General features: G+C 73.1%; 21 protein-coding genes. 9 read left to right on the forward strand and 12 right to left on the reverse strand.

The annotated features are described in order from the left end of the window. Positions 1-42: 42 nt before the first annotated feature. The 11 genes from ACFYV5_RS08475 to ACFYV5_RS08525 form a co-directional block, all read right to left on the reverse strand. A complete protein-coding gene (locus ACFYV5_RS08475) occupies positions 43-1,215 on the reverse strand; it encodes a sensor histidine kinase (protein WP_389165897.1) in 1,173 nt (390 codons plus the stop codon). Positions 1,216-1,335: 120 nt separating this feature from the next. After that, a complete protein-coding gene (locus ACFYV5_RS08480) occupies positions 1,336-2,877 on the reverse strand; it encodes a SagB family peptide dehydrogenase (RefSeq protein ID WP_389165899.1) in 1,542 nt (513 codons plus the stop codon). Between the two features lie 33 nt (positions 2,878-2,910). Then, positions 2,911-5,184 (reverse strand): TOMM precursor leader peptide-binding protein, encoded by a 2,274-nt coding sequence (locus ACFYV5_RS08485; RefSeq protein WP_355107988.1) that lies wholly within the window; start codon positions 5,182-5,184, stop codon positions 2,911-2,913. A gap of 62 nt (positions 5,185-5,246) precedes the next feature. Beyond that, complete coding sequence (locus ACFYV5_RS08490) at positions 5,247-5,390, reverse strand: hypothetical protein (RefSeq protein ID WP_355107990.1); 144 nt, start codon at positions 5,388-5,390, stop codon at positions 5,247-5,249. 122 nt (positions 5,391-5,512) lie between these two features. Continuing rightward, on the reverse strand, positions 5,513-6,781 hold the full coding sequence (locus ACFYV5_RS08495; RefSeq protein WP_389166366.1) for a sulfate adenylyltransferase subunit 1: 1,269 nt from the start codon (positions 6,779-6,781) through the stop codon (positions 5,513-5,515). A gap of 71 nt (positions 6,782-6,852) precedes the next feature. After that, positions 6,853-7,836 carry a sulfate adenylyltransferase subunit CysD gene (gene cysD / locus ACFYV5_RS08500; RefSeq protein WP_389165903.1) on the reverse strand — a complete coding sequence of 328 codons (984 nt, stop codon included), beginning with the start codon at positions 7,834-7,836 and terminating at the stop codon, positions 6,853-6,855. After that, entirely contained in the window at positions 7,833-8,480 is a 648-nt protein-coding gene (cysC, locus tag ACFYV5_RS08505; RefSeq protein ID WP_389165906.1) for an adenylyl-sulfate kinase, read from the reverse strand. Before cysC ends, cysD begins: the two co-directional genes overlap by 4 nt. Beyond that, positions 8,477-10,333, reverse strand: a complete 1,857-nt coding sequence (locus tag ACFYV5_RS08510; RefSeq protein WP_389165909.1) for a M20/M25/M40 family metallo-hydrolase — start codon at positions 10,331-10,333, stop codon at positions 8,477-8,479. The genes cysC and ACFYV5_RS08510 overlap by 4 nt, the downstream gene beginning before the upstream one ends. Positions 10,334-10,674: 341 nt before the next feature. Beyond that, entirely contained in the window at positions 10,675-11,445 is a 771-nt protein-coding gene (locus ACFYV5_RS08515) for an SDR family NAD(P)-dependent oxidoreductase (RefSeq protein ID WP_389165912.1), read from the reverse strand. Beyond that, positions 11,442-12,485, reverse strand: coding sequence for a sulfotransferase (locus ACFYV5_RS08520; protein ID WP_389165915.1), 1,044 nt, complete (start codon positions 12,483-12,485; stop codon positions 11,442-11,444). Before ACFYV5_RS08520 ends, ACFYV5_RS08515 begins: the two co-directional genes overlap by 4 nt. Before the next feature lie 57 nt (positions 12,486-12,542). After that, entirely contained in the window at positions 12,543-13,436 is an 894-nt protein-coding gene (locus ACFYV5_RS08525; protein ID WP_355108000.1) for a family 3 encapsulin nanocompartment shell protein, read from the reverse strand. A 273-nt stretch (positions 13,437-13,709) separates the two neighbouring features. On the opposite strand from ACFYV5_RS08525, the gene ACFYV5_RS08530 reads away from it, so the two are divergent. The 8 genes from ACFYV5_RS08530 to ACFYV5_RS08565 all read left to right on the forward strand — a co-directional run bounded on the left by ACFYV5_RS08530 (position 13,710) and on the right by ACFYV5_RS08565 (position 21,740). Further along, a complete protein-coding gene (locus ACFYV5_RS08530) occupies positions 13,710-14,702 on the forward strand; it encodes a LysR substrate-binding domain-containing protein (protein ID WP_389165918.1) in 993 nt (330 codons plus the stop codon). 136 nt (positions 14,703-14,838) lie between these two features. After that, positions 14,839-15,021 (forward strand): lysine biosynthesis protein LysW, encoded by a 183-nt coding sequence (locus ACFYV5_RS08535; protein WP_355108004.1) that lies wholly within the window; start codon positions 14,839-14,841, stop codon positions 15,019-15,021. A gap of 43 nt (positions 15,022-15,064) precedes the next feature. Further along, complete coding sequence (locus ACFYV5_RS08540) at positions 15,065-15,928, forward strand: RimK family alpha-L-glutamate ligase (RefSeq protein ID WP_355108006.1); 864 nt, start codon at positions 15,065-15,067, stop codon at positions 15,926-15,928. Continuing rightward, complete coding sequence (gene argC, locus ACFYV5_RS08545) at positions 15,925-16,950, forward strand: N-acetyl-gamma-glutamyl-phosphate reductase (protein WP_355108008.1); 1,026 nt, start codon at positions 15,925-15,927, stop codon at positions 16,948-16,950. Before ACFYV5_RS08540 ends, argC begins: the two co-directional genes overlap by 4 nt. A 263-nt stretch (positions 16,951-17,213) precedes the next feature. Further along, complete coding sequence (locus tag ACFYV5_RS08550; RefSeq protein WP_389166369.1) at positions 17,214-17,996, forward strand: transketolase; 783 nt, start codon at positions 17,214-17,216, stop codon at positions 17,994-17,996. Continuing rightward, positions 17,993-18,961: a transketolase family protein gene (locus ACFYV5_RS08555; RefSeq protein WP_389165924.1), complete on the forward strand. Its 969-nt coding sequence runs from the start codon at positions 17,993-17,995 to the stop codon at positions 18,959-18,961. Before ACFYV5_RS08550 ends, ACFYV5_RS08555 begins: the two co-directional genes overlap by 4 nt. Before the next feature lie 5 nt (positions 18,962-18,966). Further along, positions 18,967-20,598 carry an AMP-binding protein gene (locus ACFYV5_RS08560; protein WP_389166371.1) on the forward strand — a complete coding sequence of 544 codons (1,632 nt, stop codon included), beginning with the start codon at positions 18,967-18,969 and terminating at the stop codon, positions 20,596-20,598. Then, positions 20,595-21,740 carry an acyl-CoA dehydrogenase family protein gene (locus ACFYV5_RS08565; RefSeq protein WP_389165926.1) on the forward strand — a complete coding sequence of 382 codons (1,146 nt, stop codon included), beginning with the start codon at positions 20,595-20,597 and terminating at the stop codon, positions 21,738-21,740. The genes ACFYV5_RS08560 and ACFYV5_RS08565 overlap by 4 nt, the downstream gene beginning before the upstream one ends. 133 nt (positions 21,741-21,873) lie before the next feature. On the opposite strand, the gene ACFYV5_RS08570 is transcribed toward ACFYV5_RS08565, so the two are convergent. After that, positions 21,874-22,464: a CGNR zinc finger domain-containing protein gene (locus ACFYV5_RS08570; protein ID WP_355108018.1), complete on the reverse strand. Its 591-nt coding sequence runs from the start codon at positions 22,462-22,464 to the stop codon at positions 21,874-21,876. Positions 22,465-22,556: 92 nt separating this feature from the next. Between ACFYV5_RS08570 and ACFYV5_RS08575 the strand changes: the two genes are divergently transcribed. Next, positions 22,557-24,020 (forward strand): MFS transporter, encoded by a 1,464-nt coding sequence (locus tag ACFYV5_RS08575; protein WP_389165930.1) that lies wholly within the window; start codon positions 22,557-22,559, stop codon positions 24,018-24,020. Positions 24,021-24,055 lie beyond the last annotated feature (35 nt).

The raw sequence follows: 24,055 nt of genomic DNA on the forward strand, positions 1-24,055 counted from the left end.
CAGGCCGATCCGCGGGTCGTCCGCGGGCCTGATCCACACGCCCTAGCCTTCCGCGGTCTCCCGGCCGGAGGTCTCCGTGGCGGGGTCCTGGGCGGGTGTGCCGGGCGGGTGGGAGGGGAGTTCCGCGGAGAGTTCGAACCAGCCGTCCTCGCGGACGCGGCTGGTGAGCCGCCCGCCCACCGCCTCGGCGCGGATCGTGAGGCTGCGCAGGCCCACCCCGCCGGTGACTCCTTCGCCGTCGGGGCAGTGGGCGGAGTCCCGGTCGCGCAGACCGTCGTTGGTGATGCGCAGACGGGCGGTGTCGGCGTCGACGCTCGCCTCGATCACGCAGTGCTGGGCCTTGCTGTGCCGCAGCAGGTTCGTCACGCCCTCGCGCAGGACCGTCGCCAGGACGGTGTCCACGGAGCTGTGCAGGGGCTCCTGGGTGACGCGGATGTCGGTACGGATGCCCACCGCGCGCAGCAGGGAGGCCGCGGAGTCCACCTCGCGGTTCAGGTTCATCTGGACGTAACTGCTGGCGACCGAACGGACGTCGGTGAGCGCCTGGCGGGCGGTCTGGACGATCTCCGTGATCTCCATCTCGGCGCGTTCCGGCGCCACGCGCACCAGGCGGTGGGCGAGTTCGCACTTGAGGGTGATGGTGGAGAGGCTGAAGCCGAGCAGGTCGTGCAGGTCGCGGGCGAAGCGGAGCCGTTCCTGGGTCACGGCGAGGCGGATCAACTCCTCGCGCGCCGCCTGGACTTCGCGGATCAGGCCGGAGAGCCGGCTGAGGCCGTACACGACCAGGCCGGTGAGGACGGTGGCCACGGTGTTGTAGGCGAGCTGGCCGACTCCGTACCCGACGGCGAACTGCACGACGCCGGTCGCGGCGATGACGAGGGCGAAGACGGTCCAGCCCACCGCCGACCTGAGGACGAGCAGCGAGGAGGCGGCGAGGAAGCCGGGCATGCCCAGCCAGGCGGCACCGAACAGGGCGAACGGTGCGAAGGTGAGCACCGCCTGGAGGGCCAAGGTCGCCCGGCGGAAGGGGACGGCCGGCGGTATCCAGTCCGGGAAGGAGTGGCTGAGCTGGAGGAAGAGCAGCATCAGCATCAGGACGCCGCACAGGGCGAGTTCGCCGGCCCCGAATCCCCCACCCACGGCGTAGGTCAGGGCGACGGCGAAGAAACAGAGGATGACGACGATGGTGATGGTGCCGGCGACGCGCGGCGCCAAGTCACCTCCTTCGGTGGTCCGGTGGGTGTACGCGTCTGGATCTGCGGTGCGGGACCATCGCACAGGGGCTCCCAACTCGACTGCGTTTTCGCACGGGGTGTGCAGCATAGGCCGAGTAGGTTACGTACTGGGAGGTATCTCCGGTCGCGGACCTCTCGTGAGGGGGCCGCCGGGGCCGTCGGCACCGGCGTGTTCGGCGGAGCGGACACCCGTGGGCAGCGCGGCCAGGACGAACTCGCCGACGCCGGACTCGGCTCGCCAGTCGAGGCGGAAGGCACGGGCCGAGGTCGCGGTGTCGCCGAACGCCAGGGCGCACGGCCCGATGCCCATGGCCGTGGAGACCAGGTAGAGCGTCTGCTGGAGCGCCCCGACCTCCTTGAGCAGCACGCTGTAGGCGCTCCCCGGGAAGGCGGTGCTCATCCGCCGGAAGCGCGCCGTCATGCTGATCAGGACCGGTGGTTCCTCGCTCAGCCCGGCGTTGGCGGCCGCCTCGCCCAGCAGGGCGTCCACCAGGTGCGGTTCGGCGCGGAGCGGGAAGAGGGTGTGCCCGTCCGGGTCGTAGTGGTAGGCCCCGCGCGGCAGTTCGGTCGATCCGGCCACCGTGACGTACAGCTCCAGCGGGTAGACCGAGCCGGCGCTCGGGTACGGCCGTCCGGCGGCGGGCCTGGCACGGGCGGAGCGGTACAGCAACTCCCCCAGCTGGGCGAGGGACAGCGGGCGGCCGCCGTCGGCGCGGACCGATCGGCGGGATTCCAGCACGGTGGTCAGGCGCGGGTCGCGGGCCAGCACCAGGTCGAGGTCGGGCACCGGCAGCGCGAAGGGCGCGCCGTCGGGTGCCGGGTGTTCCCGCGCGGCCCTGACGGTCTGCGCCGCGGCCCGTCCGAGCGGCTCGTCGTGCAGGCCGGGCCTGCTGCGGTTGTGCAGCATCAGCTCGCGCGGCGACCAGTGCTCCAGTACGGGATCACGGTCCTCGGCGAAGGTGACGGGGTACGGATCGCCCCCTGCCGCCGGGGTGGCGGCGCGCGCCCCGGGCACCAGCATGCCGGACGCCTCCAGATAGCCGACCGCGGTGCGCACCACGTCCAGCGGTACGTCGAGGAGCCGGGCCGTGTCGAGGACGGAGGTGGGGCGGACGTAACAGCTGACCAGCCACATGGCCTGGGCGGTGTGCAGCAGCACCCGGTGGGAGCTGAGCGGTGATTCGAGGATCATGTCGCGGGCGCCGACGCGCAGGGTGGCGAACCGGGACAGCCGGTGGACGGCGTCGGCCGGGGGCATGCCCGGGGTGAAGCGGGCCTCGCGCACGATCGGCACGACCGCCAGCTGCTCGGTGCCGTCGGCGAGCGCGAGCGTGCGGATCACGGCGTGCCGCACCGACTCCAGGGTGGCGCGGAGTGCGGCGCGGCGCGGGTCGCCGGGGATCGAGCCGGTGTCGCTGAAGCCGGGCAGGACGTTGTCCAGCGACACCGGGCCGTACGTCATCCGCTCCAGGGCGCGGGAGATCACCGGGTCGGCAATCGGCAGCCGGATCTCGTCCCAGCGGGTGCTGACCAGGCCGGTCCCGGGATCGTCCGCCGCGGTCTCGACCGTGGTGTCCTCGCGGAGCGACCACAGTTCGATCAGTCGGGTGTCCCGCGGAGCGGGTGGGGCGGATGACTTCATGGCCGGGACCTCACGGATGGCGCGACGGGGGTGTTACAGGAAGAGCGGGACCGGATTGAGGTCCTCGTAGCGGGTGGGGGTGTCCAGCCGGCCCAGGCGTACCGGGACGTCGTACAGCCGGCCGGGGGCGAAGCGGGTCCAGAAGGTGCGCAGTCCGGGCACGATCACCTTGACGACGGGCAGACCGATGTCGGCGCGTGTCTGGTCGAGGACCAGGAGTTCGCTGCCGAGGTCGCGGGCGAGCGCCTCGGCGGCGGCCACGTCGTCGGCCAGGTCGGTGCGGGGGGTGTACGGGAAGTCGGCGGGGGTGCGGTCCGGCCCGTACGGGAGCAGGTAGGGCTGGTTGGCGGTGGTGGCTGACCGCCACCAGTTCAGTGCGGCGGTGTCGTCGCAGCTGTAACCGGCGCCGTCCGCGGTGACACCGACGACCGGCGGCAGCATCTGGTTGACCTCCGCCACGGCTCTGCGCAGCGCCACCCGGGGGTCGAAGTGGGCGCCGAATCCGAGGGTGATGTCCTCGGCGGGCTTGTCGGTACGGCGCGAGAGCGCGGCGAAGACGGGGACGCCGAGGTCGCTGGTGAGGTCCAGGACCCACAGCTCGCGGTCCAGGTCGGCGTGGGCGGCCCGGGTCGTGTCGATCCAGGGGTCGCCGAAGGAGGAGAGGTCGACGCCGGGCTGCCGGGTGCGGTTGTACCACCACAGGGCGACGGCGTCGCGTTCGACGAGCTCCAGGAAGCCCTGGACGATGGCGTCCTCGCGGGAGCTGCCGGCCGCCGTGCCGTTGGAGTGGGCGGAGAAGAAGCCGGTGGGGCAGGGCGCGTCGTAGTAGAGCATCGAGGTGGGCAGCAGCCGGTGGCGGTTCGCGGTCAGCGACCAGACCGGGGTCCAGTCGACCGGGGTGTTCTCGTCGAAGGGCGCGCAGACGCGGTGCGCCGGGGAGTGCTCGGCGTTCCAGGTCGCCCGGTCGGGGAACTGGCGGGGGTGGAACAGCTGGACGGTGTCGGGGTGGACGGCGCGGTCGGCGACCTCGCGGTAGGTGGCCCGCAGGGTGGGTTCGTCGCCCTGCCGGTAGCCGCTGTGGCGTTCGACGGCCTCGCACAGGGCGCTGACCCGGGCCTGCAGCGGGGTGGTGCCCTTGCCGGAGCTGTGGCTGCGCAGCCCGGCGCGGACCGCGGCGAGTCCGGTGGGCGAGGTGGCCGGGTTGTGGCCGGAGTGGAAGCAGTTGAGGAAGCCGGGGTCGCGCCGGTCGCGGCGGACCTCCTTGACCACGCCGGTCAGGTCGTCCACCAGGTGGCCGTACGTCTCCAGCATCTCCTCGGGCGTCAGGGAGCGCTCGCCGGTGCCGGTGCCGGACTTGGGGCGGCTGACCGGCCGGACCGGGGCCCAGATGCGGCGGGCGGTGACGTCGGGGTCGCCGCAGGACGGGCATTGGGGGCGGCGGCGTACGGGATGGTGGCGGCCGGCGAGGGTGAGGGTGTCCATGGTCCAGAGCGAGTTCTGGCCGGAGTGGCGGTGGCCCGCCATCCACTTGACGGCTTCGAGGCAGGCGAGGTGGAGTCCGACGGCGCGTCCCGCGGCGAGGCCGGAGGGCGGCACGCTGACGGGGCGTCCGAGGGCGCGGCCGAGGTAGGTCTCGGCCGGGCGGTTACGGCGCAGGGGTTCGGCCAGACAGTGCCAGCACGGCCCCTCGTCCGGCTGGAACACCGGGCCGATCCACGGCTGTTCGCCCGTCAGCCGGACGGGCAGCCAGGGGGTGCCACTGGCGCGGTACGTGGCGTCCAGGACGGCGAGCGAGGGGTCGAGGTAGCTGTCGCAGAGGACGACGGCCAGGCCGGGGGGTTCGGTGTCCTCGTCGGCGCGGTGGATGCGCAGGCCGGCTGCTGCCAGGGCGGCGAGGAGTTCCTCGGTGCCGGCGCCCGTCTCCGTGCCGCGGCCGAGGCCGGCGACCGACGCGCTGCCGGTACGGCGGGCGGCTTCGCCGCCGTCCACCCCCGCCAGTTCCCAGAACGCCTCGCCCGAGCCGGCGGTGGCCGCGTCCGGCGCCCGGTGGGCGAGCAGCCCGGAGCCGAGGAGCCGGGTGACGACCTGGCGCACCTGGTCGGCGGGGAGGGTGCCGTCGGCGTCGGCGATCAGGCGGTCGAGGGTGCGGGTGCCGTCGAGCAGGGGGGCCAGGGTGGTGACGCAGGATCCTCGCAGCGCGGTCACCCCACGCTCGGATATGAGGAACACGCCCTCCCCGGGGACGACTTCGGCCTTCAGATGAGGCTTGAATCCGAGTCCGGTCGTGGTGCCCTGGCGATGTGCCACCGTGTTTCCCCCTGTCTGGTGTGCGGCCTGCGTTCGGTGAGATGCGTCGAAGGGCGGGAGGGTCACTCCGCGAGCGAGTCGCCGCCCATCCAGCAGATGCAGGTGCCGGGCTGGTACTGCTCGGTGGCCATGGCGCCGAAGTCCTCGATGATCAGCTCCTCGGTGACCGGGGCGGCGGTGACGGCGGTGGCGACGGTGAGGTTCATGTCGGCCCTTCCTGGAGTCGTTGACCTGCTGACGGGGAAGAGTCTGCTGGGCGCCGGGAAGGGCCGACAGTGCCTGTGTCACCGGGGGGACATGAAGTTCTCATGGTCATCTCGCGAGGGCGTCACACCCCTTCCGCGGCGGTCGGCTCGTCCGCCATTCCGGCGGTCAGGGTGCTGCCGTCGGAGGGGTCGATGAGCAGGAACGATCCGGTGCGCCGGAAGTCCGCGTAGCCGTCCAGGGCGAGCGGTTCGGCGGTGCGGACGACGATCCGGCCGATGTCGTTCACGCCGAGGGTGTCGGACCCCGGACGCTCGGAGAGGTCCTCGAGGTCGAGCTTCGAGGTGATCTCCACGACCACCGCCCGTACGGTGCGGGTGGTGTGCCGCAGGAGGACCTGCCGGCCCGCGTGGAGCGGCTGTTCGCCGAGGTGGCAGACGGTGGCGGTGAACCGCCGGACGGCGCGGGGCGCGGCGGCGGCCGGGGCCAGCAGGTCTCCCCGGGCGATGTCGAGGTCGTCGGTCAGCCGTACCGTCACCGACTGGGGCGCCCAGGCGGTGTCGGTGACGGTGCCGTCCAGGGTGTCGATGGCCGCGACGGTGCTGACCGCGCCGGACGGCAGGGCGGTGACCCGGTCGCCGACCCGCAGCACGCCGCTGGTGATCTGGCCCGCGTAGCCGCGGTAGTCGCGGTGGGCGGCGGTGTTCGGCCTGATGACGTACTGGACGGGCAGCCGGGCGGGCTCGGTGCGCGGATCGGCGCCCACCGGCACCGACTCCAGGTGTTCGAGCACCGTGGGCCCCGCGTACCAGTCCATGCGCTCCGAGGGGCGTACGACGTTGTCGCCGGCCAGTGCCGAGATCGGGATGGCGGTCACCCGCTCGACGCCGAGGGCGGCGGCGCACTCCGAGAACGCGGCGGCGGTACGGGCGAACACCTCCTCCGAGCAGTCCACCAGGTCCATCTTGTTGACCACGAGGGTGACGTGGCGGATGCGCAGCAGGGCGGCGACGGCGAGGTGGCGGCGGGTCTGCTCGACGACGCCGTTGCGGGCGTCGACGAGGACGAGGGCGAGGTCGGCCGTGGAGGCGCCGGTGACCATGTTGCGGGTGTACTGCACGTGGCCGGGGGTGTCGGCGAGGATGAACCGGCGGCGGGCGGTGGCGAAGTAGCGGTAGGCCACGTCGATGGTGATGCCCTGCTCGCGTTCGGCGCGCAGGCCGTCGGTGAGCAGCGCCAGGTCGGGCGCCTCCTGGCCGCGCTTGAGGGAGGCGGCCTCGACGGCCTCCAGCTGGTCGGCGAGGACCGACTTGGAGTCGTGCAGGAGACGGCCGACGAGGGTGGACTTGCCGTCGTCGACGGAGCCGGCGGTGGCGAAGCGCAGGGAGTCCACGGTGGGGTGCTGACCGGTCCCGTACGGGAGGGTGCCGGGCGTGGTGTGCGGAGCTTCGGTGAGGTTCACGGCTAGAAGTACCCTTCGCGTTTGCGGTCTTCCATGGCGGCTTCCGAGAGCTTGTCGTCGGCGCGGGTGGCGCCGCGCTCGGTGAGCCGGGAGGCGGCGATCTCGGCGATCACGGACTCGACGGTGGTGGCGGTGGACTCCACCGCTCCGGTGCAGGACATGTCGCCGACCGTGCGGTAGCGGACCAGCCGGGTCTCCAGCCGCTCGTCGGCGCGCGGGCCGCCCCAGTCGCCGGGGGCCAGCCACATGCCGCCGCGCGCGAAGACCTCGCGGTGGTGCGCGTAGTAGATCTCCGGCAGGGCGATGTTCTCGCGCTGGATGTACTGCCAGACGTCGAGCTCGGTCCAGTTGGACAGCGGGAAGACCCGCACGTGCTCGCCCGGGGTGTGGCGGCCGTTGTACAGCGACCACAGCTCGGGGCGCTGGCGGCGCGGGTCCCAGGCGCCGAACTCGTCGCGCAGCGAGAACACCCGTTCCTTGGCGCGGGCCTTCTCCTCGTCGCGCCGGCCGCCGCCGAACACCGCGTCGTAGCGGCCGGTGGTGATGGCGTCGAGCAGCGGGACGGTCTGCAGCGGGTTACGGGTGCCGTCGGGGCGCTCGCGCAGCCGGCCGTCGTCGATGAAGTCCTGGACGCGGGCGACGTGCAGCCGGAGGCCGTGCTCGGCGACCACGCGGTCGCGGTAGTCGAGGACCTCGGGGAAGTTGTGCCCGGTGTCGACGTGCAGCAGGGAGAAGGGCAGCGGCGCCGGCGCGAAGGCCTTGAGCGCCAGGTGGAGCATGACGATCGAGTCCTTGCCGCCGGAGAAGAGGATGACCGGCCGCTCGAACTCGCCCGCCACCTCCCGGAAGATGTGGACGGCCTCGGACTCGACGGCGTCGAGGTGGGAGAGCCCGAAGGCTTCCCCGGTCCGGACGTCCGGCAGCGAGGGGGCCGCGAACGCGGGGGCGGTCGTCGGGGCGGTCGTGGTGACGGTCGGGGCGGTCATGCCGCGCTCCTTTCCTTCTGGTCGTCCGCACCGGCGAGGAGCTCCCGGCGGGTGAGCAGGTCGAGCAACTGCCGCGCGGACTCGGCGACGCCGTGGATGTGCGAGGCGATCCTCAGGTCGGGTGCCTCCGGCTCCTCGTAGGGGTCGTCCACACCGGTCAGGCCGCTGATCTCGCCGGCGGCCTGCCGGGCGTAGAGGCCCTTGACGTCGCGCCGGGAGCACACCGACAGCGGGGCGGCGACATGGACCTCCAGGAACGCGGTGTCGCTCTCCCGGTGCCAGGCGCGGACCGTCTCGCGGGACTCCGCGTAGGGGGCGATGACCGGGACCAGGACCGTCACGCCGTTGCGGGCGAGCACCTGGGCGACCCGGCCGATGCGCTCGACGTTGGTGTTCCGGTCGGCCCGGGAGAAGCCGAGGCCGGCCGAGAACGTCCGGCGCAGCTCGTCGCCGTCGAGGACCTCCACGCGTCGGCCGCGGGCGCGCAGCAGTTCGGCGGTGGCGTTCGCGAGGGTGGTCTTGCCGGCGCTGGGCAGACCGGTCAGCCAGAGGGTCGAGCCGGGGTAGCAGGTGCAGTGGACGACGGGGGCCGCGAGGTCGTGCCCGGCGAGGTCGTGCCCGGGGGCGGCCGTCAGGACGGTCACAGCGAGCTCCATTCTCGGACCGCGGCGGCCAGCAGGCGCTGGGCCCGCCGGAACTCGTCCGCGTGCAGGTGTTCGTCGGGGGTGTGGTCGAGCTTGGCGTCACCGGGGCCGTAGGCGACCATGGGGATGCCGTGCCAGGTGGTGGCGAGCGTGTTCATGTCGCTGCTCCCCTTCTTCATCAGGTAACGGGGCGTCACTCCGCTTTCCGCGAAGGCCCGTTGGAAAGCCTTGACCAGCGGACTGGTGCGCCGGGTGGCCACTCCGGGGGTGGCCCGCAGGACGTCGATCCGCACCGGTGCGGCCGCGAGCGCGCGCAGCGCGTCCACGGTCGCGTCCACGTCGAGACCCGGCGGTACGCGGACGTCCACCACGGCCTCGCCGACCTGGGCGTCGCCCTGGTTGAGGGCGCGCACGCCCAGTACGGCGGTCAGCGCGTCGGGGTGGAGTCCGGCCACCGTGCCCGGGACCTTCGCGAGCACCTCGACCATCCGGTCGCCCGCGGTACGGACGCCCTCGCCGGCCGTGTGTCCGGTGGGCTCCTCCACGGCGTACCGGACCTTGACCAGGCCGTAGTAGCCGAGGGTGAGCGCCTCGGCGCCGCTGGGCTCGCCCACGATCACCGCGTCGGCCGGGTAGGCGTCGCGGACGTGGAAGGCGCCGGCGCCGGTGATCTCCTCCTCCACGGCGCCGACCACCCGCACCTCGACGCCCTCGGGCGGGTCGAACGCGGCCAGGGTCTGGAGGTAGGTCACCAGGCTGCCCTTGGCGTCCACGGAGCCGCGCCCGGAGAGCACCTCGCCGTCCCAGCGGACGGGCCAGCGGTGCGGGACGGTGTCCAGGTGCCCGAGCATCAGCAGCCGCTTGGCACCCGCGCCCTTGGTGGCGACCAGGTTGTTCGCCGCGTCGACCTCCGCCTTGATGCCGTGCTCCGCGCACCATTCGGCGAGGAACTCGGCGATCTCCCGCTCGTCGCGGGAGACGGAGGACAGCTCCACCGCGCGGGACAGCAGGTCGAGGTCGGGGGCCGGGGCGGGCGCCCGCCAGAACCAGGTGGCGCCGGCGGCGGAGAGCGTGTGCGGTCCGGTGATGGCGGTGTCGGAGGTGCCCTTGAGGGCGATCTCGGCCGCCCTGACCTTCTGCCGCATCCGGCCCTTGGCGTAGCGCCGGCCCTCGCCCTCGGTGAGGTGACGCAGGCTGCTGGCGGGATCGGCCGGGTCGGTGAGCAGCCCGGCGGTGCCGGTGACCAGCCGCAGGTGGTCGGCGTCCAGGGCGCGGGCGGCCTCGGCGGCGAGCACGTCGGCGTCCACGTTGAGCGCCGTACCGCCGTCGGCGTCGGCGACCGGCGGGGAGAGGCAGACGACGTCGAAGGTGGCCAGCAGGCCGGTGAGCCGGGGGACGTCCACGGAGCTGACGGTGCCCGCGCGGTGGTCACGGATCAGCCGGGTCCTGCCGTCCTCCTGCACGCGCAGCGGGCCGTTGACGGTGGCCTTGACGAGCGCGCCGGTACGGGCGACGGCCGCGAAGACGGAGAGGCCGCGCCTGGTCAGCTCCTCCTCCACCAGGGGCAGGGTGACCTCCTCGTACGCGGCGACGATGTGCGGCATCTCCTCCGGGGGGCAGTAGCGGATCTCGTCGCCGTTGCGGGAGACCAGGGTGCGGATCTCGCGACCGGTACGCGCGTAGTGCTCGCGGATGCCGGCCGCTCCCCCGGCGATGACGAGCAGGCGCGCGCCGCGTCTGCTGAGTTCGAGCAGTTCGTCGAAGACCTGACTGTGGAGCAGAGTGGCGCTGCCCAGTTTGACCACGTAGAGCGCGGCCTCACGTGAGCTGGCGACTTCCCCGAGGGCTGGCATGTACGGAACTCCTTCGGCTGGTGGGAGGGCGGACGGTCCTGCGCGGACGGGCCTGCACGGACGGTCCTGGGCGGACGGGCGGGTCCCCCGCGGCGGGGGCGACAGGCGGCGGGCGCCGCGGCTGAGGGGCTGCCGGGGCGTGGTCGGCGGGCTGGTTGCCCGTCCGGGCGTGGCCGCGGGCTGAGTTGCCGGTCCCGGCATGGCCGGTGAGCTGACGTGCGGGCCCGGGCGTGGCTAGTGGACTGAGCCGGGCCGGGCATGGCCGGTGAGCTGACGTGCGGGCCCGAGCATGGCTAGTGGGCTGAGGTGCCGGGCCAGGCATGCCCGGTGGGCTGAGGGCGTCAGCCGATGCCGCGGGTGTTGCCGCCGTCCGCGACCAGCACGGCGCCGGTGACGAAGGCGGCCTGTTCACTGGCGAGGAAGGCCACCAGGGCGCCCAGGTCCTCGGCCCGGCCGATCCGGCCCAGCGGGATCCCGGCGGCGACCTCGGCCAGGCGCTCCTCGACCTCGTCGCCGTACTGCACGTCGAGGATCGGGGTGCGGTGGAAGCCGGGTGCCAGCACGTTCACGGTCACTCCGGCCGGGCCGAAGGCGTGGACCAGGCCCTTGGCGAAGCCGAGGACGCCGAGCCGGGCCACCGAGGACAGGCCGCTGCCCGGGTGGGGCTGGCGTACCGACTCAGAGGTGATCATGACGATCCGGCCCCAGCCGGCCGCCCGCAGGTACGGGGCGGCGGCCAGCGAGATCGAGACATGGGGCAGCAGGTTGCCGTTCACCGCCTCGCGGTAGTCGGCGACCGCGAAGTCCTCCACGGGACCGAAGGGCACCCCGCCCGAGTTGGTGACGACCACGTGCAGTCCGCCGAACTCCTCCACGGTCCGGCGTACCCACCCGGCGGCGGCGTCCTCGTCGCACAGGTCGACCACGGTGCTCAGCACCCGGCCCGTGCCACAGGCGTCCACCTCCTTGTGGGCGCGGGCGAGCCGCTCGGGGTCACGGCCGCAGATCGAGACGTCGGCGCCCTCGGCGGCCAGGACCCGGGCCACGGCGAGGCCGATTCCGCTGCTGGACGCCGCGACCAGGGCGGCGCGTCCGGTGAGGCCCAGATTCACGAGACCTCACCCCGCGAGGGCGGTCCCGGGGTCCGCGACGCCGGCCGGCCGGCCGGTCCGGCGTTCCGGGAACCCGTACTCGCACTCGTACCCGTGCCGGTCGCGCGCAAGGGGCGGACGGCGGTCAGCGGGTAGCCGTACCGGCTGAGCAGGGGCGCGGCCGCCGCGGTGGCCGCCGCGATGTCGGTGCCGGGCAGCTTGGTGCGCCAGCGCTCGTCGGGGCGGATCTGGGTGACGCCCCGGCGCAGCCGGTCCGGGTTGCCGGTGACGGTGTGGTTGGCGCCGAGCGGGATCCGGCCCTCGGCGTCCACCGGGGATTCGGCGTCGAGGCCCGCGAAGCGCAGGACCTGGGTCGTCACCTCGCGCGGGCGGCGGGCCAGGTCCTCGTGACGGATCCTCAGGTAGCGCTCGCCTGCGGTCCGGCCGACCAGTTCGGAGGCGAGGTTGAAGGCGGTCCAGTACCCGCTGCTGCGGGCCGGGGACATCGGGTCGATGTAGTCCTTCGCGCTGCGGTAGGACAGCGCGGTGGCCCGCGGGTCCCGCACGATGTGCAGCACCCGTACGTCCAGGTCGGCGCGGCCGAGGAGGGCGGCCGCCTCCGCCGGGTACTTCGAGCCGTCCACGATCAGGCGGTCGCCGCCGAGGGCGGCCACCTGCCGGTAGACGGAGGCCGAGTGGTCCAGGAGCTCCGTCACTCCGGGTGCGGTGGGCCGCTCGCCGCGGGCCTCGGCGAGCCGGGCGGGGGTGTGCCGGGTGCGCAGCAGCGCCTGCTGGAGCGTGGCCATCCGGTGGGCGGTGGCCTCGGCGGAGCCCTCGGGCAGTCCCGCGAGGATGCCGGACCAGAGGGGGCAGGCGCGCAGCGGACTCCCGCAGCCGCAGCTGGAGTTGGTGCCGGCGCCGAGGACTCCGTTGCGCCAGAGGTAGAAGAGCTCTCCGACGTGCCGGACGCCGGGGACCTCGTTGAGGACGTTGCCGAGCAGGGTGCTACCGCTGCGCATCCATCCGGTGATGTAGAGGACGCGCGGGGAGGGGCCTGTCATGGTGGTGGTGGTCCCTTCGTGGTGCCGACGACGCGGCCGGTCACGGGTCGGTCCGCGTCAGCCGCGGGTCAGCAGCAGGAAGTGCTGGGGCAGGTGGACGGCGAGACCGATCCGGCTGCTCGCCTCGATGGCGTCGGAGCCGTCCGGGCCCGCGCCGCGGCGCAGCGCCAGCGAGGCGACGCCCGGGACGAGCAGGGTGACGGCGGCGCGGAAGTCGCCGAGGAGGATCTGGCCGCGCGGGATCATGCGGGTGCGCGAGACGGTGATGCCGGCCGCGCCCAGCTGGCCGAGCACGCCGGTCCGGACCAGCTCCCAGTACGTGAAGGGGTGGACGACGATTCCGTCGCAGGAACCGCCCGTCTCCTCGACCTCGGCGGCAGCCTCGGTGATGGCGGCGTACACGTCCTCGCCGAGCGTGCCGCGGCGGATCTCGGGAAGGTTCAGCAGGCCGGTGATCGCCTTGTCGGCGCTGCCGTGGAGCAGCGTCTCGTTCTCCACGACGGAGAGCCGGACCAGCACGCGGTAGTCGACGAAGGAGGCGAGCAGCGCCGGCTGGTCGAGCAGCCCGGCGGGCAGCGGCACGCGCACCGTCAGGTCGGTGAGCTCGGCCTGCTCGAGCCGGGGTGCGAAGGCGCCCTCGGGGGTGGCCTGGTACGAGGTGCCGGCGGCGGCCAGCCGGGCGGCCGGCGGCTCGTGCACGAAGGTGACCGGCGCGTCGGCGACCGAGGCCGTCTTCAGAAGGTGGCGGACGGCGTAGCGCGGCCGGGTCGCGAACAGCGGGAAGACGGCCGGGAGATGGGCGCGGAAGGGCACCTCGTGGTCCTGGTCCTGGCCGGCGGCGCGTACCGACCAGGCGAACTCCTCACCCGGGCTGCGGGTGGCGAGCGCCGGGTCGGCGAGCTGTATCTGGACTCCCTGCTGCACTGCGGAATCGGCGGTGGCTGCCAGCATGACGTCTCCTCAGGTGTTCGGTGAAATGTTCGGTGGTGGCCATTCACATTAGGCACCCAGCAGCATTTCGAGGGAGAAAGTCGATGGCTTGTGTTTATGGCTGGAATAAGAGGCGGTAATTCCGGCCGCAGGACCCGTTCTTGAGGGCTGCACACCCGTCACATGAAGATGTCACATCCGGTCCGTGACCGCATCCATGGCGCCGTCGAAACCGTCGACCCTAGGCTGAGCCGCAGACTTCACGGAACGTCCTTCGACGATGTGGGTGGGAGAATGCATCACGACTTGCAGATAAACAGGCTGAGGACTCTGGTGGCCGTCGTCGACCTCGGCGGCTTCCGGAGGGCGGCGGAGTCCCTGCACATCACCCAGCCCGCGGTCAGCCAGCAGATACGCCAGCTGAGCGGTCTCATCAGAAGCCCGGTGTTCGCCTCCACGGGGCGCAATCTGCGGCTCAGCCCGCGGGGCGAGGAGCTGCTGAGGTACGCCCGCCGCATGGTGGCGCTCAACGACGAGGCGGTCGACCGTTTCATCCCGCAGGCCGGCCAGCTCATGTTGTCGATCGGCGTGGCGAGCCAGCTCGCGGAGGTGCTGCCCGAGTTCCTCCGGCTGCTGAACCGGGGCATGCCCCAGGCCCAGCTGAGCGTGCGGACCGGGGCGAGCGAGGAGCTCGCGGCCCAGCTGGCCGGCGGCCAGCTCGACGCGGCGCTGCTGCTCCAGAGCACTGCACCCGGGGCCGGTACGGACACCCGGGAGCTGGGCCGGATGCGGATGGCCTGGTTCGGGCGGCCGGCTCACGGGGAGCGGGGCGCGCTGCCCCTGGCGCTCTTCCCGGAGCCCTGCACGCTGCGGGGCCGGGTCCGCGAGGTCCTCGACGCGGCGGGGATCGAGTGGCGGGTCGCGTACGAGAGCGGCGAGCTGATCGGACTGCGGTCGGCGGCGAAGGCGGGTCTCGGCATGACCTGCCTGGTCGCCAACGGGGACGAGTTGTGGGGGCTGACCCCCTCCGTACGTCCCGGGCTTCCGCCGCCGCCCGAGCCGGTGCCGGTGACGATGTCGCTGGCCCCGGGGGGCGTACCGGAAGGCTTCGCCGGGATCGCGGAGAAGGCGTTCCGCCAGGCCCTGCGCGACTATCCGCTCCTCTCGGAGGCGACCTCCGAACCGGCCCTCGGGCCGGGCTCGGAAACACGCTCGGAACCGGCCGCCCCGAGCTCGGCCACGACCGACCCCGCCGGCGCTCCCCTGCTCGCGACCGCCGCCGCCTGACGACCTCCTCACCGCCCATAAGCATTCGCCCTCGTTCCGATCAGATCATGCGTCGGAGCACTACGGAACAGGGCATCGCAGCGGCACTACAGTAATTTCCGATTCACCACCTCCACGGAAGAATTGAGGAATCGCCATGCAGGAAACCCTCATTGCCCCCGAGTGCCCCGAGTGCGACGCAGAGGTGTCGCTGGGAACGGACGCCCGGGTCAGCGAAATAGTCGAGTGCCCGGAATGCCGGCTGGAACTCGAGATCGAGTCCGTCGAGCCGCCGCAGCTGATCCTCGCCCCCGAGGTCGAGGAGGACTGGGGCGAGTAGCGGGCCCGGCCACCGACGAGAAGACGAGAAGGAGATTTCCCTGATGAGCTCTGCGGCAGCGCGACTCGGTGTCCTCGCCTCCCGGGTCCGGTTCGAGGAGAAGAACATCCTGACCGCGCTGGAGAGGCGCGGCGTCGCCTGTGAACAGATCGACCCCCGCGCTCTGTCGGTCCGGGCCGGAACGCCCTGGGACGGCCCGCAGACCGTGCTCAACCGCGAAGTGGGTCACTACCGTGCCCTGTACGCGGCTTCCGCACTGGAGTCGGCGGGCGTGACGGTGCTCAACAGCGCCGCCGCCACGGCCGTCTGCGGGGACAAGTGGCAGACCTCGGCGGCCCTGGTCGCCCGGGGCCTGCCGACCCCGGAGACCACGCTCGCCCTGACCCCGGAGGCGGCCCTCAAGGCCCTGGAGGAGCTGGGCTACCCCGCGGTGATCAAGCCCCTGGTCGGGTCCTGGGGACGCCTCGTCACCCGGGTCACCGACCGGGCGATGGCGGAGGCGGTGCTCGAGCACCTCGCCGCCCTGCCCTCCCCCCAGTCGCACATCGTCTACGTCCAGCGCGAGGTCGCCAAGGCGGACCGGGACATCCGGGTCCTCGTCGTGGGCGGCCGGGCGGTCGGCGCGACCTACCGCCGGAGCGAGGACTGGCGCACCAACGTGGCGCGCGGCGCGGTCAGCGAACGCTGCCCGCTCGACACGGACCTCACCGAGCTCGCGGTCGCGGCGGCGGACACCGTCGGCGCCTGTGTGGCGGGGGTGGACCTCCTGGAGGAGCCGGGCGGCCGGCTCACCGTCCTGGAGGTCAACGACCGGGTCGAGTTCCGCGGCCTGCAGTCGACCTACGGAACCGACCTCGATGTGGCGGACACCATCGCCGCCCTCCTGACAGCAAAGGCAGAGTCATGATCCGCGCGGCAGTGCTGGGAGCGGCCGGCTACATCGGCGGGGAGCTGCTGCGGCTCCTCGTGAACCACCCCCAGGTCGACCTGGTGGCCGCCACTTCGCGCACCCTGCAGGGGCGCCAGATCGACGGCGTCCACCCCAATCTCCGCGGCCGCACCAAGCTGACGTTCTCGTCCGAGGACCAACTCCCGCGCGTGGACGTGCTGTTCCTGGCGACCCCGCATCGCGAGACGATGCAGCGGATGCCGGAGTTCCTCGGCAGGGCGACCGTCGTCATCGACCTGTCCGGTGACTTCCGGCTGAGCGACCCCGAGGTGTACGAGGACTACTACGGCACCCCGCACGAGGCGCCCGAGCTCATCGGCACCTTCGTCCAGGGGCTCCCGGAGCACCACCGCGAGCGCCTGCGCACCGCCGACCGGATATCCGTGCCCGGGTGCATGGCCGCCGCCGGCATCCTCTCCCTCGTCCCGCTGGCCGAGGCCGGGCTCATCACCGGTGACATCACGGTCGACGCCAGGACGGGCTCCAGCGGCTCCGGCGCGAAGGCCGGCGCGGAGAACCTGCACGCCGAACGCAGCGGTGCGCTGCGGGTGTTCGCCCCCACCCGGCACCGGCATGAGGCGGAGATCGCCCAGGCCACCGGGCACACCGTACGGATGTCGGCGACCGGCGTCGAGGCGGTGCGCGGCGTCCAGCTGCTCAGCCGGGCAACGCTGGCCGGCGGCGTCGACGAGCGCGCCATCCGGTCCGCCTACCGGAGCCGCTACGCCGACGAGCCGTTCATGCGGATCGTCGCAGCCCGGCGCGGGATGCACCGCTTCCCCGACGCCAAGATCCTCTCCGGCTCCAACTTCTGCGACGTCGGTTTCGCCCTGGACCGGGGCGCCTCCACCGTCACCGTGATCGCGGCGCTGGACAACCTCGTCAAGGGCGGCGCGGGCAACGCGGTGCAGTGCATGAACGTGCGCTTCGGCGAGCCCGAGGTGCGCGGCCTGGAGTTCACCGGCCTGCACCCCAACTGACCGCCCGGGACGCCTCGTCCGGCCCCGTCCCGTACGCCCCGTACCCCTCCCGTACGTCCCCTACCTCGTCCCGTACGTCCCGTACCTCGTCCCGTACCAGTCGAAAGGACCCAGGCATGAGCAGCCCGCCTCTGCTGCGGGGCGCCCCCGCCCGCACCGATCTCTCCGGCACCGGCCTCGATGAGCGCCACCTCGACGCGCACGGCCCCGACGCGGCCGAGCTCGCCGGGATCACCGGCCGGATCAGGGAGCACATCGTCGCCATGTGCGCCGGCCCCGAGGGCGGCCACCTGGGCGGGTCGATGTCGCTCGTCGAGATCCTGTCCGTCCTGTACTTCCGGGTGATGCGGCACGACCCCCGCTTCCCCGGCCTGCCCGAGCGCGACGTCCTGCTGCTCAGCAAGGGACACGGCGGCATCGCCCTGTTCGCGACGCTCTGCGAGGCGGGCTACTTCCCGGCCCAGGCGCTCGACGAGTACGCCCGGCCCGGCAGCCATCTGATGGCCCATCCGCACCCGGAGATCGCCGGTGTGGAGATCGCCTCCGGCTCGCTCGGTCACGGCCTCGCCCTCGGTGTCGGCTACGCGCTGGCCAACCGCCTCGACGGCTCCGACCGCCGCTGCTTCGTCGTCATGGGTGACGGCGAGCTCCAGGAGGGCTCGGTCTGGGAGGCCGCCTCGGTGGCCTCGGCGCACCGGCTCGGCAGCCTGACCGCGATCGTGGACCGCAACGGGCTGCAGATCACCGGCGGCACCGAGAGCGTCAACTCCCTCGAACCGCTGGCCGATCGCTGGCGGGCCTTCGGCTGGCGCGTCCTGGAGGCCGACGGCCACGACGCCGAGCAGCTGACCACCGCCCTGACCCTGCCGGCGGACCCGCATCAGCCGACCGTGATCATCGCCCACACCGTCAAGGGCAAGGGCGTGCCGTTCATCGAGGGCCAGGCCAAGAGCCACTACGCGCGACTGAGCGGCCGGCAGCACCAGCGGGCCCTCAACGCGGTCCGCGCCTCCTCCGGTACGCCGGCGGGCGGTGAGCGTCGATGACCACGGCTCCCGCCCCCGCCCCGCCCCGCGCCGCCCGCGAGGTCTACCGCGACACGGTGGCCGCACTGCTCCCCGGCGAGCCGCGGCTGGTCGTCCTGGACAGCGACACCGGTCTGTTCGGCGGGGTGGACTTCGGTTCCGCCGCCGACCGCTACCTCAACCTCGGCATCGCCGAGCACACCCTGATGGGCACGGCCGCCGGCCTCGCCCGGGAGGGCCGCATCCCGCTGGTCAACACCATGGCGGCGTTCGCCTCCTCCCGCGCGGTGGAGGCGGTGAAGATCGACATCGCCATGGGCAACCTGCCGGTACTGATCGCGGCCACCCACTCCGGGGTGTCGGCCGGGCACCTCGGCCCGACCCACCACGCCCTGGAGGACCTCGCGGTGATGCGGGCCCTGCCCCACATGACCGTGGTGGTCCCGGGCGACGCCGCCGGCACCGAGGAGCTCCTGCGCCAGGCGCTCACGCTCGGCGGACCGGTCTACTTCCGGCTCGGCCGGGGCGCCACGCCCGACCTGCCCGCCGGCCCGCCGGTGCGGCTCGGCAAGGCCCAGCAGCTGCGGCACGGCACGGACATCACCCTGGCCGCCTGCGGGCCCTACCCGACGCTCGCCGCCCTGGAGGCGGCCGACCTGCTGGAGTCGGAGGGCATCACGGCCAACGTGCTGCACCTGCACACCGTCAAGCCGCTGGACACCCCGGCGCTGCTGAGCTCGCTCGGCGTGCGCGACACGGTCATCACCGTGGAGGAGCACTGGAGCTCCGGGGGCTTCGGCTCCGCCGTCGCCGAGGCGCTCAGCGCCGTACGCCCGGTGCGGGTGCACCGGATGGCGCTGCCGGACGAGTTCGTCCCCGTCGCCGGAAGCCAGCGCTACCTGCTCGAACGGGGCGGTGTGAGCGCGCGGGCGATCGCCGAGCGCGCCCGTACCTCGCTCGCATCACGCAGTGGAGGCATCCGTTGACCGCCGTGGACAGCTACCGCGCCGCCGGCTGGTGGCGGGACGAGACGATCCTGCACGACCTGCGCCGCTGGGCCCGTGAGCGGCCGGACAGGACCGCCCTGGTCTGCTACCGGGGGGACGCCTTCCAGTCCCTGAGCTACGCCGAGCTGGCCCGCCGGGTCGACCGGCTCGCGGTCGGGCTGCTTCGGCTCGGGGTCCGCCGCGGCGACGTGGTGACCCTGCAACTGCCCAACTCCTGGGAGCTGGTGGCGCTCTGCCTGGCCGCCGCCCGGGTCGGCGCGATCGCGGGCCCGGTCGTTCCGGTGATGCGCCGCCGCGAGGTGGAGTTCATGACCCGGCTCACCGCGAGCCCGGTCTACATCGGCGCCGCCGAGATGCGCGGCTTCTCCTACGCGGAGATGAGCGCGGAGATCGCCGAGGCCGTCCCGACCCTGCGCCACCGCGTGCTGCTCGACCCCACGGCCGGCGACCTCGACGCGGGCGCGCTGGACTTCGTACGCGATCTGTACGAGCCGGAGCCGGACCCGGAGCTGCTCGCCTCCCTGGACACGATCGAGGCCGGTCCCGACGACGCCGCCCAGATCATGTTCACCTCCGGGACCACCGGCGAGCCCAAGGGTGTGCTGCACAGCCACAACACTCTGTACTCGATGAACAAGGCGCAGGCCGACGTGCTGGGTCTGACCGGCTCCGAGGTCACCGCGATGGGCTCGCCGACCACCCACCAGGCCGGCTTCACCTGGAACTTCGTGATGCCGCTGCTGCTCGGCGCCACCGCCGTGCAGGTGGACCGCTGGGACCCGCGGCAGATGCTGCGGACGCTCCAGGAGCAGCGGGTGACCTTCTTCATGGGCGCCCCCACCTTCCTCTCCGACCTGATCCACGCCCAGCGCGAGACGCCCCACGACCTGTCGGCGCTGCGGAGCTTCGCCACCGGCAGCGCGCCGATAGCGCCGCTGCTCGTGGAGGACGCGCGCGAGGTGCTGGGCTGCCGGGTGTACGCCCTGTGGGGCATGACGGAGAACGGCTGCGTCACCGTCACCCGCCCCGAGCAGCCGCCGCTGCGCGCCGCCGAGAGCGACGGCACCACCGTGCCCGGCATGGAGGTCCGGATCGTCGGCAAGGACGGCGAGCCGGTGGCGCCGGGCGCCCCCGGTCTGCTCCAGGTGCGCGGGTCCGCCCAGTGCCTGGGCTACTTCCGGCGCCAGGAGGTGTACGACGCGTGCGTGACCGCCGACGGCTGGTTCGACACCGGCGACCTCGCCCGGGACGACGGCCACGGCGGGATACGGATCACGGGCCGGGTCAAGGACGTGATCATGCGCGGGGCCGAGAACATCCCGGTGGTGGAGGTCGAGGCGGCCCTGCTGCGCCACCCCGTGGTGAGGGACGTCGCCGTCGTCGGCTACCCCGACCAGCGGCTCGGCGAGCGCGCCTGCGCGTTCCTCGTCACCACCGGCGCGGCCCCCGATCTGGAGGGCGTACGCAGCCATCTCGCCGGGCTCGGCATGGCCCGTACGTACTGGCCCGAGCGGCTCGAACTGGTGCCGGCGCTGCCGAGGACCCCCTCCGGAAAGATCCAGAAATTCGCTCTGCGGGACCGACTCCGGGCCCAGGAAGGACGCACGGCCTCATGAACTACGCCTTCACCGCCCAGCAGGACGAACTGGCCAAGCAGACAGAGGAGTTCGCCGCCGAGAAGATCGCTCCGCACCGCCAGGAGAACGACCGCCGCGGCGCGTACCGCCCGGGCCTGATCGAGGACATGGCCGCGGCCGGTCTGTTCGCGCTGCGGGTGCCCGAGCAGTACGGCGGGCAGGGTCTCGACGCCGTCAGCGCCGGCATCGCGCTGGAGAAGCTGGCGGCGGCCGATCTGTCCGTGTGCTTCCCCGTGCTCAACGCCGCGCTCATCGGCGGCGTCCTGGCCGCCAACGGCAGCCCCGAGCAGCTGGAGCGCTGGCTGCCGCCGATCGCGCGGGGCGAGGCGGTGGTGGCGCTCGCGCTCACCGAGGCCGGGCACGGGACGGACGCGGCGGGCATCGAGATGCGCGCCGAGCCCGACGGCGACGGCTGGCTGCTCTCCGGCGAGAAGACCTCGATCATGGTCACCGCCTACGCCACCCACGCCCTGGTCTTCGCCCGGACGGGCGGCGAGGGCGCCCACGGCATCAGCGCGTTCTACACCCGCCTCGACGGCGACCGGGTCCGCAAGGAGCGGCTGACCGACCTCGGCTGCCGCTCCGGCGGACGCGGCCGGCTGGTCTTCGACGGCCTGCGGGTCGGACCCGAGGACCTGGTCGGGGCGCCCGGCGGGGGTTTCGGCGCGGTGATGCGTGGCTTCGGGGTCTCCCGGGCGTACATCGCGCTGATGGCCATCGCCGTCGGGGACGCCGCCCTCGCGGAGGCGTACGCGCACGCGTCGGGGCGCACCGCCTTCGGGCAGCCGATCAGCCGCTTCCAGTCGGTGGTGTTCCCGCTCGTCGAGCACACGACGCTGCTGCACGCGGCCCGGCTGGTCGGCTTCGAGGCGCTGTGGAAGGCGGACCGGGGCGAGGATCCCCGTATCCCGTCGAACATGGCCAAGTGGTGGGCGCCGAAGGCCGCCGTCGAGGCGGTGCACCAGGCGCTGCTGACCATGGGTCACCTGGGCTGGAGCGAGGACGGCCCGGTCGCCCAGCGGCTGCGGGACGTCATCGGTCTCCAGCTCGCGGACGGCACGGCGGCGGCCACCAAGCTGACCGTCGCCCGGATGCTGCTCGGCAAGGAGTACGCGCCGTGAGCGCCCGGGCGACGGAGGTCGCGCCTGTGAGCGCCCGAGTGACGGGGCACGCGCCGTGAGCGCGCCGGTGGCCGAGAGTCCGGCCGGCGCGTTACGGCCGGCGGACGCCGTACGGTCCGTGGCCGCGCTGCTGTCAGCGGGCGCCGGCCGGGGTGCGGAGCCCCTGTCGGTAGGTCTGCATCTTGGAGCGCGTGCCGCAGACGGCCATGGAGCACCAGCGGCCGCTGCGGTTGCGGGCCCGATCGTAGAAGGCCCACTCGCAGCGGTGCTCGTGACAGGCCTTCAGGCGCTGCCAGGAACCGTCACCGGCCGCCTCGACGACGATCGCCAGGACCTGGCCGATCATGCCGCGGGTGCCGGTGCCGCCGGGGCGCAGGCGCGGGACGCCGTCCTCGCCGAAGCCCAGGACCAGCGGGCAGTGGGCGGCGACCCGCTCGACGACGGCGCGGGCCGCCGGGTCGGGCCCGGCGCCGTTGTTCTCCCGCATGAGGGCGCGCAGCGCCTCCCGGACCTCGACGGCCTCCCGGCGGTCGGGCTCGGAGGGGGCGAGGGCTCCCGTGGGGAAGCCCTGCCGCTCCATCCAGCGCGCAAGCCCCGCGACGGACGCGAACTCGTCCGGCCCGAACTCGACATTGACGCTGTTGACGAAGGACTGCACCAGAGCGAGCCGGCCGGGGGCCACCTCACGGTCGCCGGGCTGTCGCACGCGCTTGGGTTCCGTCATCCCGCAGACCCTACCGGCCAACCAGGTTCGCCGGTATCCCCCGCTCCCTCTCCCCGTGAAACCCCCCGGAAAGTCCCCGTGAAAGGAATCTCATGACCAGCTCCACCAGCACGGCCGGCACGACCCGGCCGCCGCTCGGCCTGCTGTGCGCCGCACAGTTCATGCTCGTCCTCGACTTCGCCATCGTGAACGTCGCCCTGGGCGCCATGCAGCGTGACCTCGGGTTCACCGCCAGTGGACTGCAGTGGGTCGTCGGCGCCTACGCGCTCTTCTACGGCGGCTTCCTGCTGCTCGGCGGCCGCGCCGGTGACGTCTTCGGCCGCAAGCGCATGTTCGTGACCGGTCTCGCGGTCTTCACGATCGCCTCGCTCGTCGGCGGCATCGCCAACGAGCCGTGGATCCTCGTCCTGGCGCGCGCCGTCCAGGGTCTGTCGGCCGCGGCCGTCTCCCCGGCGGTCCTCGCCATGATCGCCGGCGGCTTCCCCGAGGGTCCCGAGCGCGTGAAGGCGATGGGCATCTTCGGCGCGGTCTCCTCGGCCGGCTTCACCGGTGGCGTGGTCGCCGGCGGTCTGCTCACCGAGTTCCTCACCTGGCGCGCCGTCATGCTCGTCAACGTCCCGGTCGGCATCCTGCTCGTGGCGCTGGCCGCCCGCCGGCTCCTCGCCGACCACAAGGCCGCCGGCTCCGCCCGTCTCGACCTGCCGGGCGCGATCCTGGTCACCTCGGCGATGTGCGCCCTCACCTACGGTCTGACCGAGGCCTCCGGCAAGGGCTGGGGCGCCACGAGCGTCCTCGTCTCGCTGGCCGGCGGCGCCGCCCTGCTGATCGCCTTCCTGGTCGTCCAGACCCGGGTCTCCGGGCCGCTCGTGCCGCTGTCGATCTTCCGTAACCGCGCGCTCTCGGCGGGCAACGGGATCGCGTTCCTGTCCGGTGGCGTGATGTCGGTGTCGACCTTCTTCATCACCATGTACATGCAGCAGGTGCTCGGTTACTCCGCGCTGAAGGCGAGCATGGGCTTCTTCCCGCAGGCCTTCGTGGTCTTCCTGGCGAGCCTCCCGGTCGTCAAGCTCACCCACAAGCTCGGCGCCCGCAACGTCCTGATCGGCGGCGGTGTGCTGCTGGCGGCCGGTGCGGGGATGCTCGCGCAGGTCACGGCGGACAGCTCCTACTGGCTCGGTGTGCTGCCCGGCGGTGTGCTGATCGGTCTCGGCGTGACGGTCATGATGATCTCCACCGCCATCGCGGGCACCAGCGGTGTCACCGGCCCGCAGATGGGTCTGGCCTCCGGCCTGTTCAACTCCAGCCGTCAGCTGGGTGTGGGCATCGGCCTCGCGGTGGGTGTCGCGCTCGCCGGCGTGGTGCACGGCGCCAAGGTCGCGACCATTCCGCTCAGCGGCTTCCAGGGGGCGTTCTGGTTCACGACCGGTCTGTCCGTGGCCATCGTCGTGGTCTCGGTCCTCGGTCTGCGGCGCACCGCCGTGGCCTCGGCCGCGCCCGCGGCTTCCGGCAGCAAGGCCACGGTCGGCGCCACCGGCGCACCGGCCACGGCGAAGTAGGTCCCCAGCTGTTGATTCCGGCGGCCGGCCCCATC

It is taken from the genome of Streptomyces sp. NPDC003035 (assembly GCF_042888285.1).
Classification (GTDB): domain Bacteria; phylum Actinomycetota; class Actinomycetes; order Streptomycetales; family Streptomycetaceae; genus Streptomyces.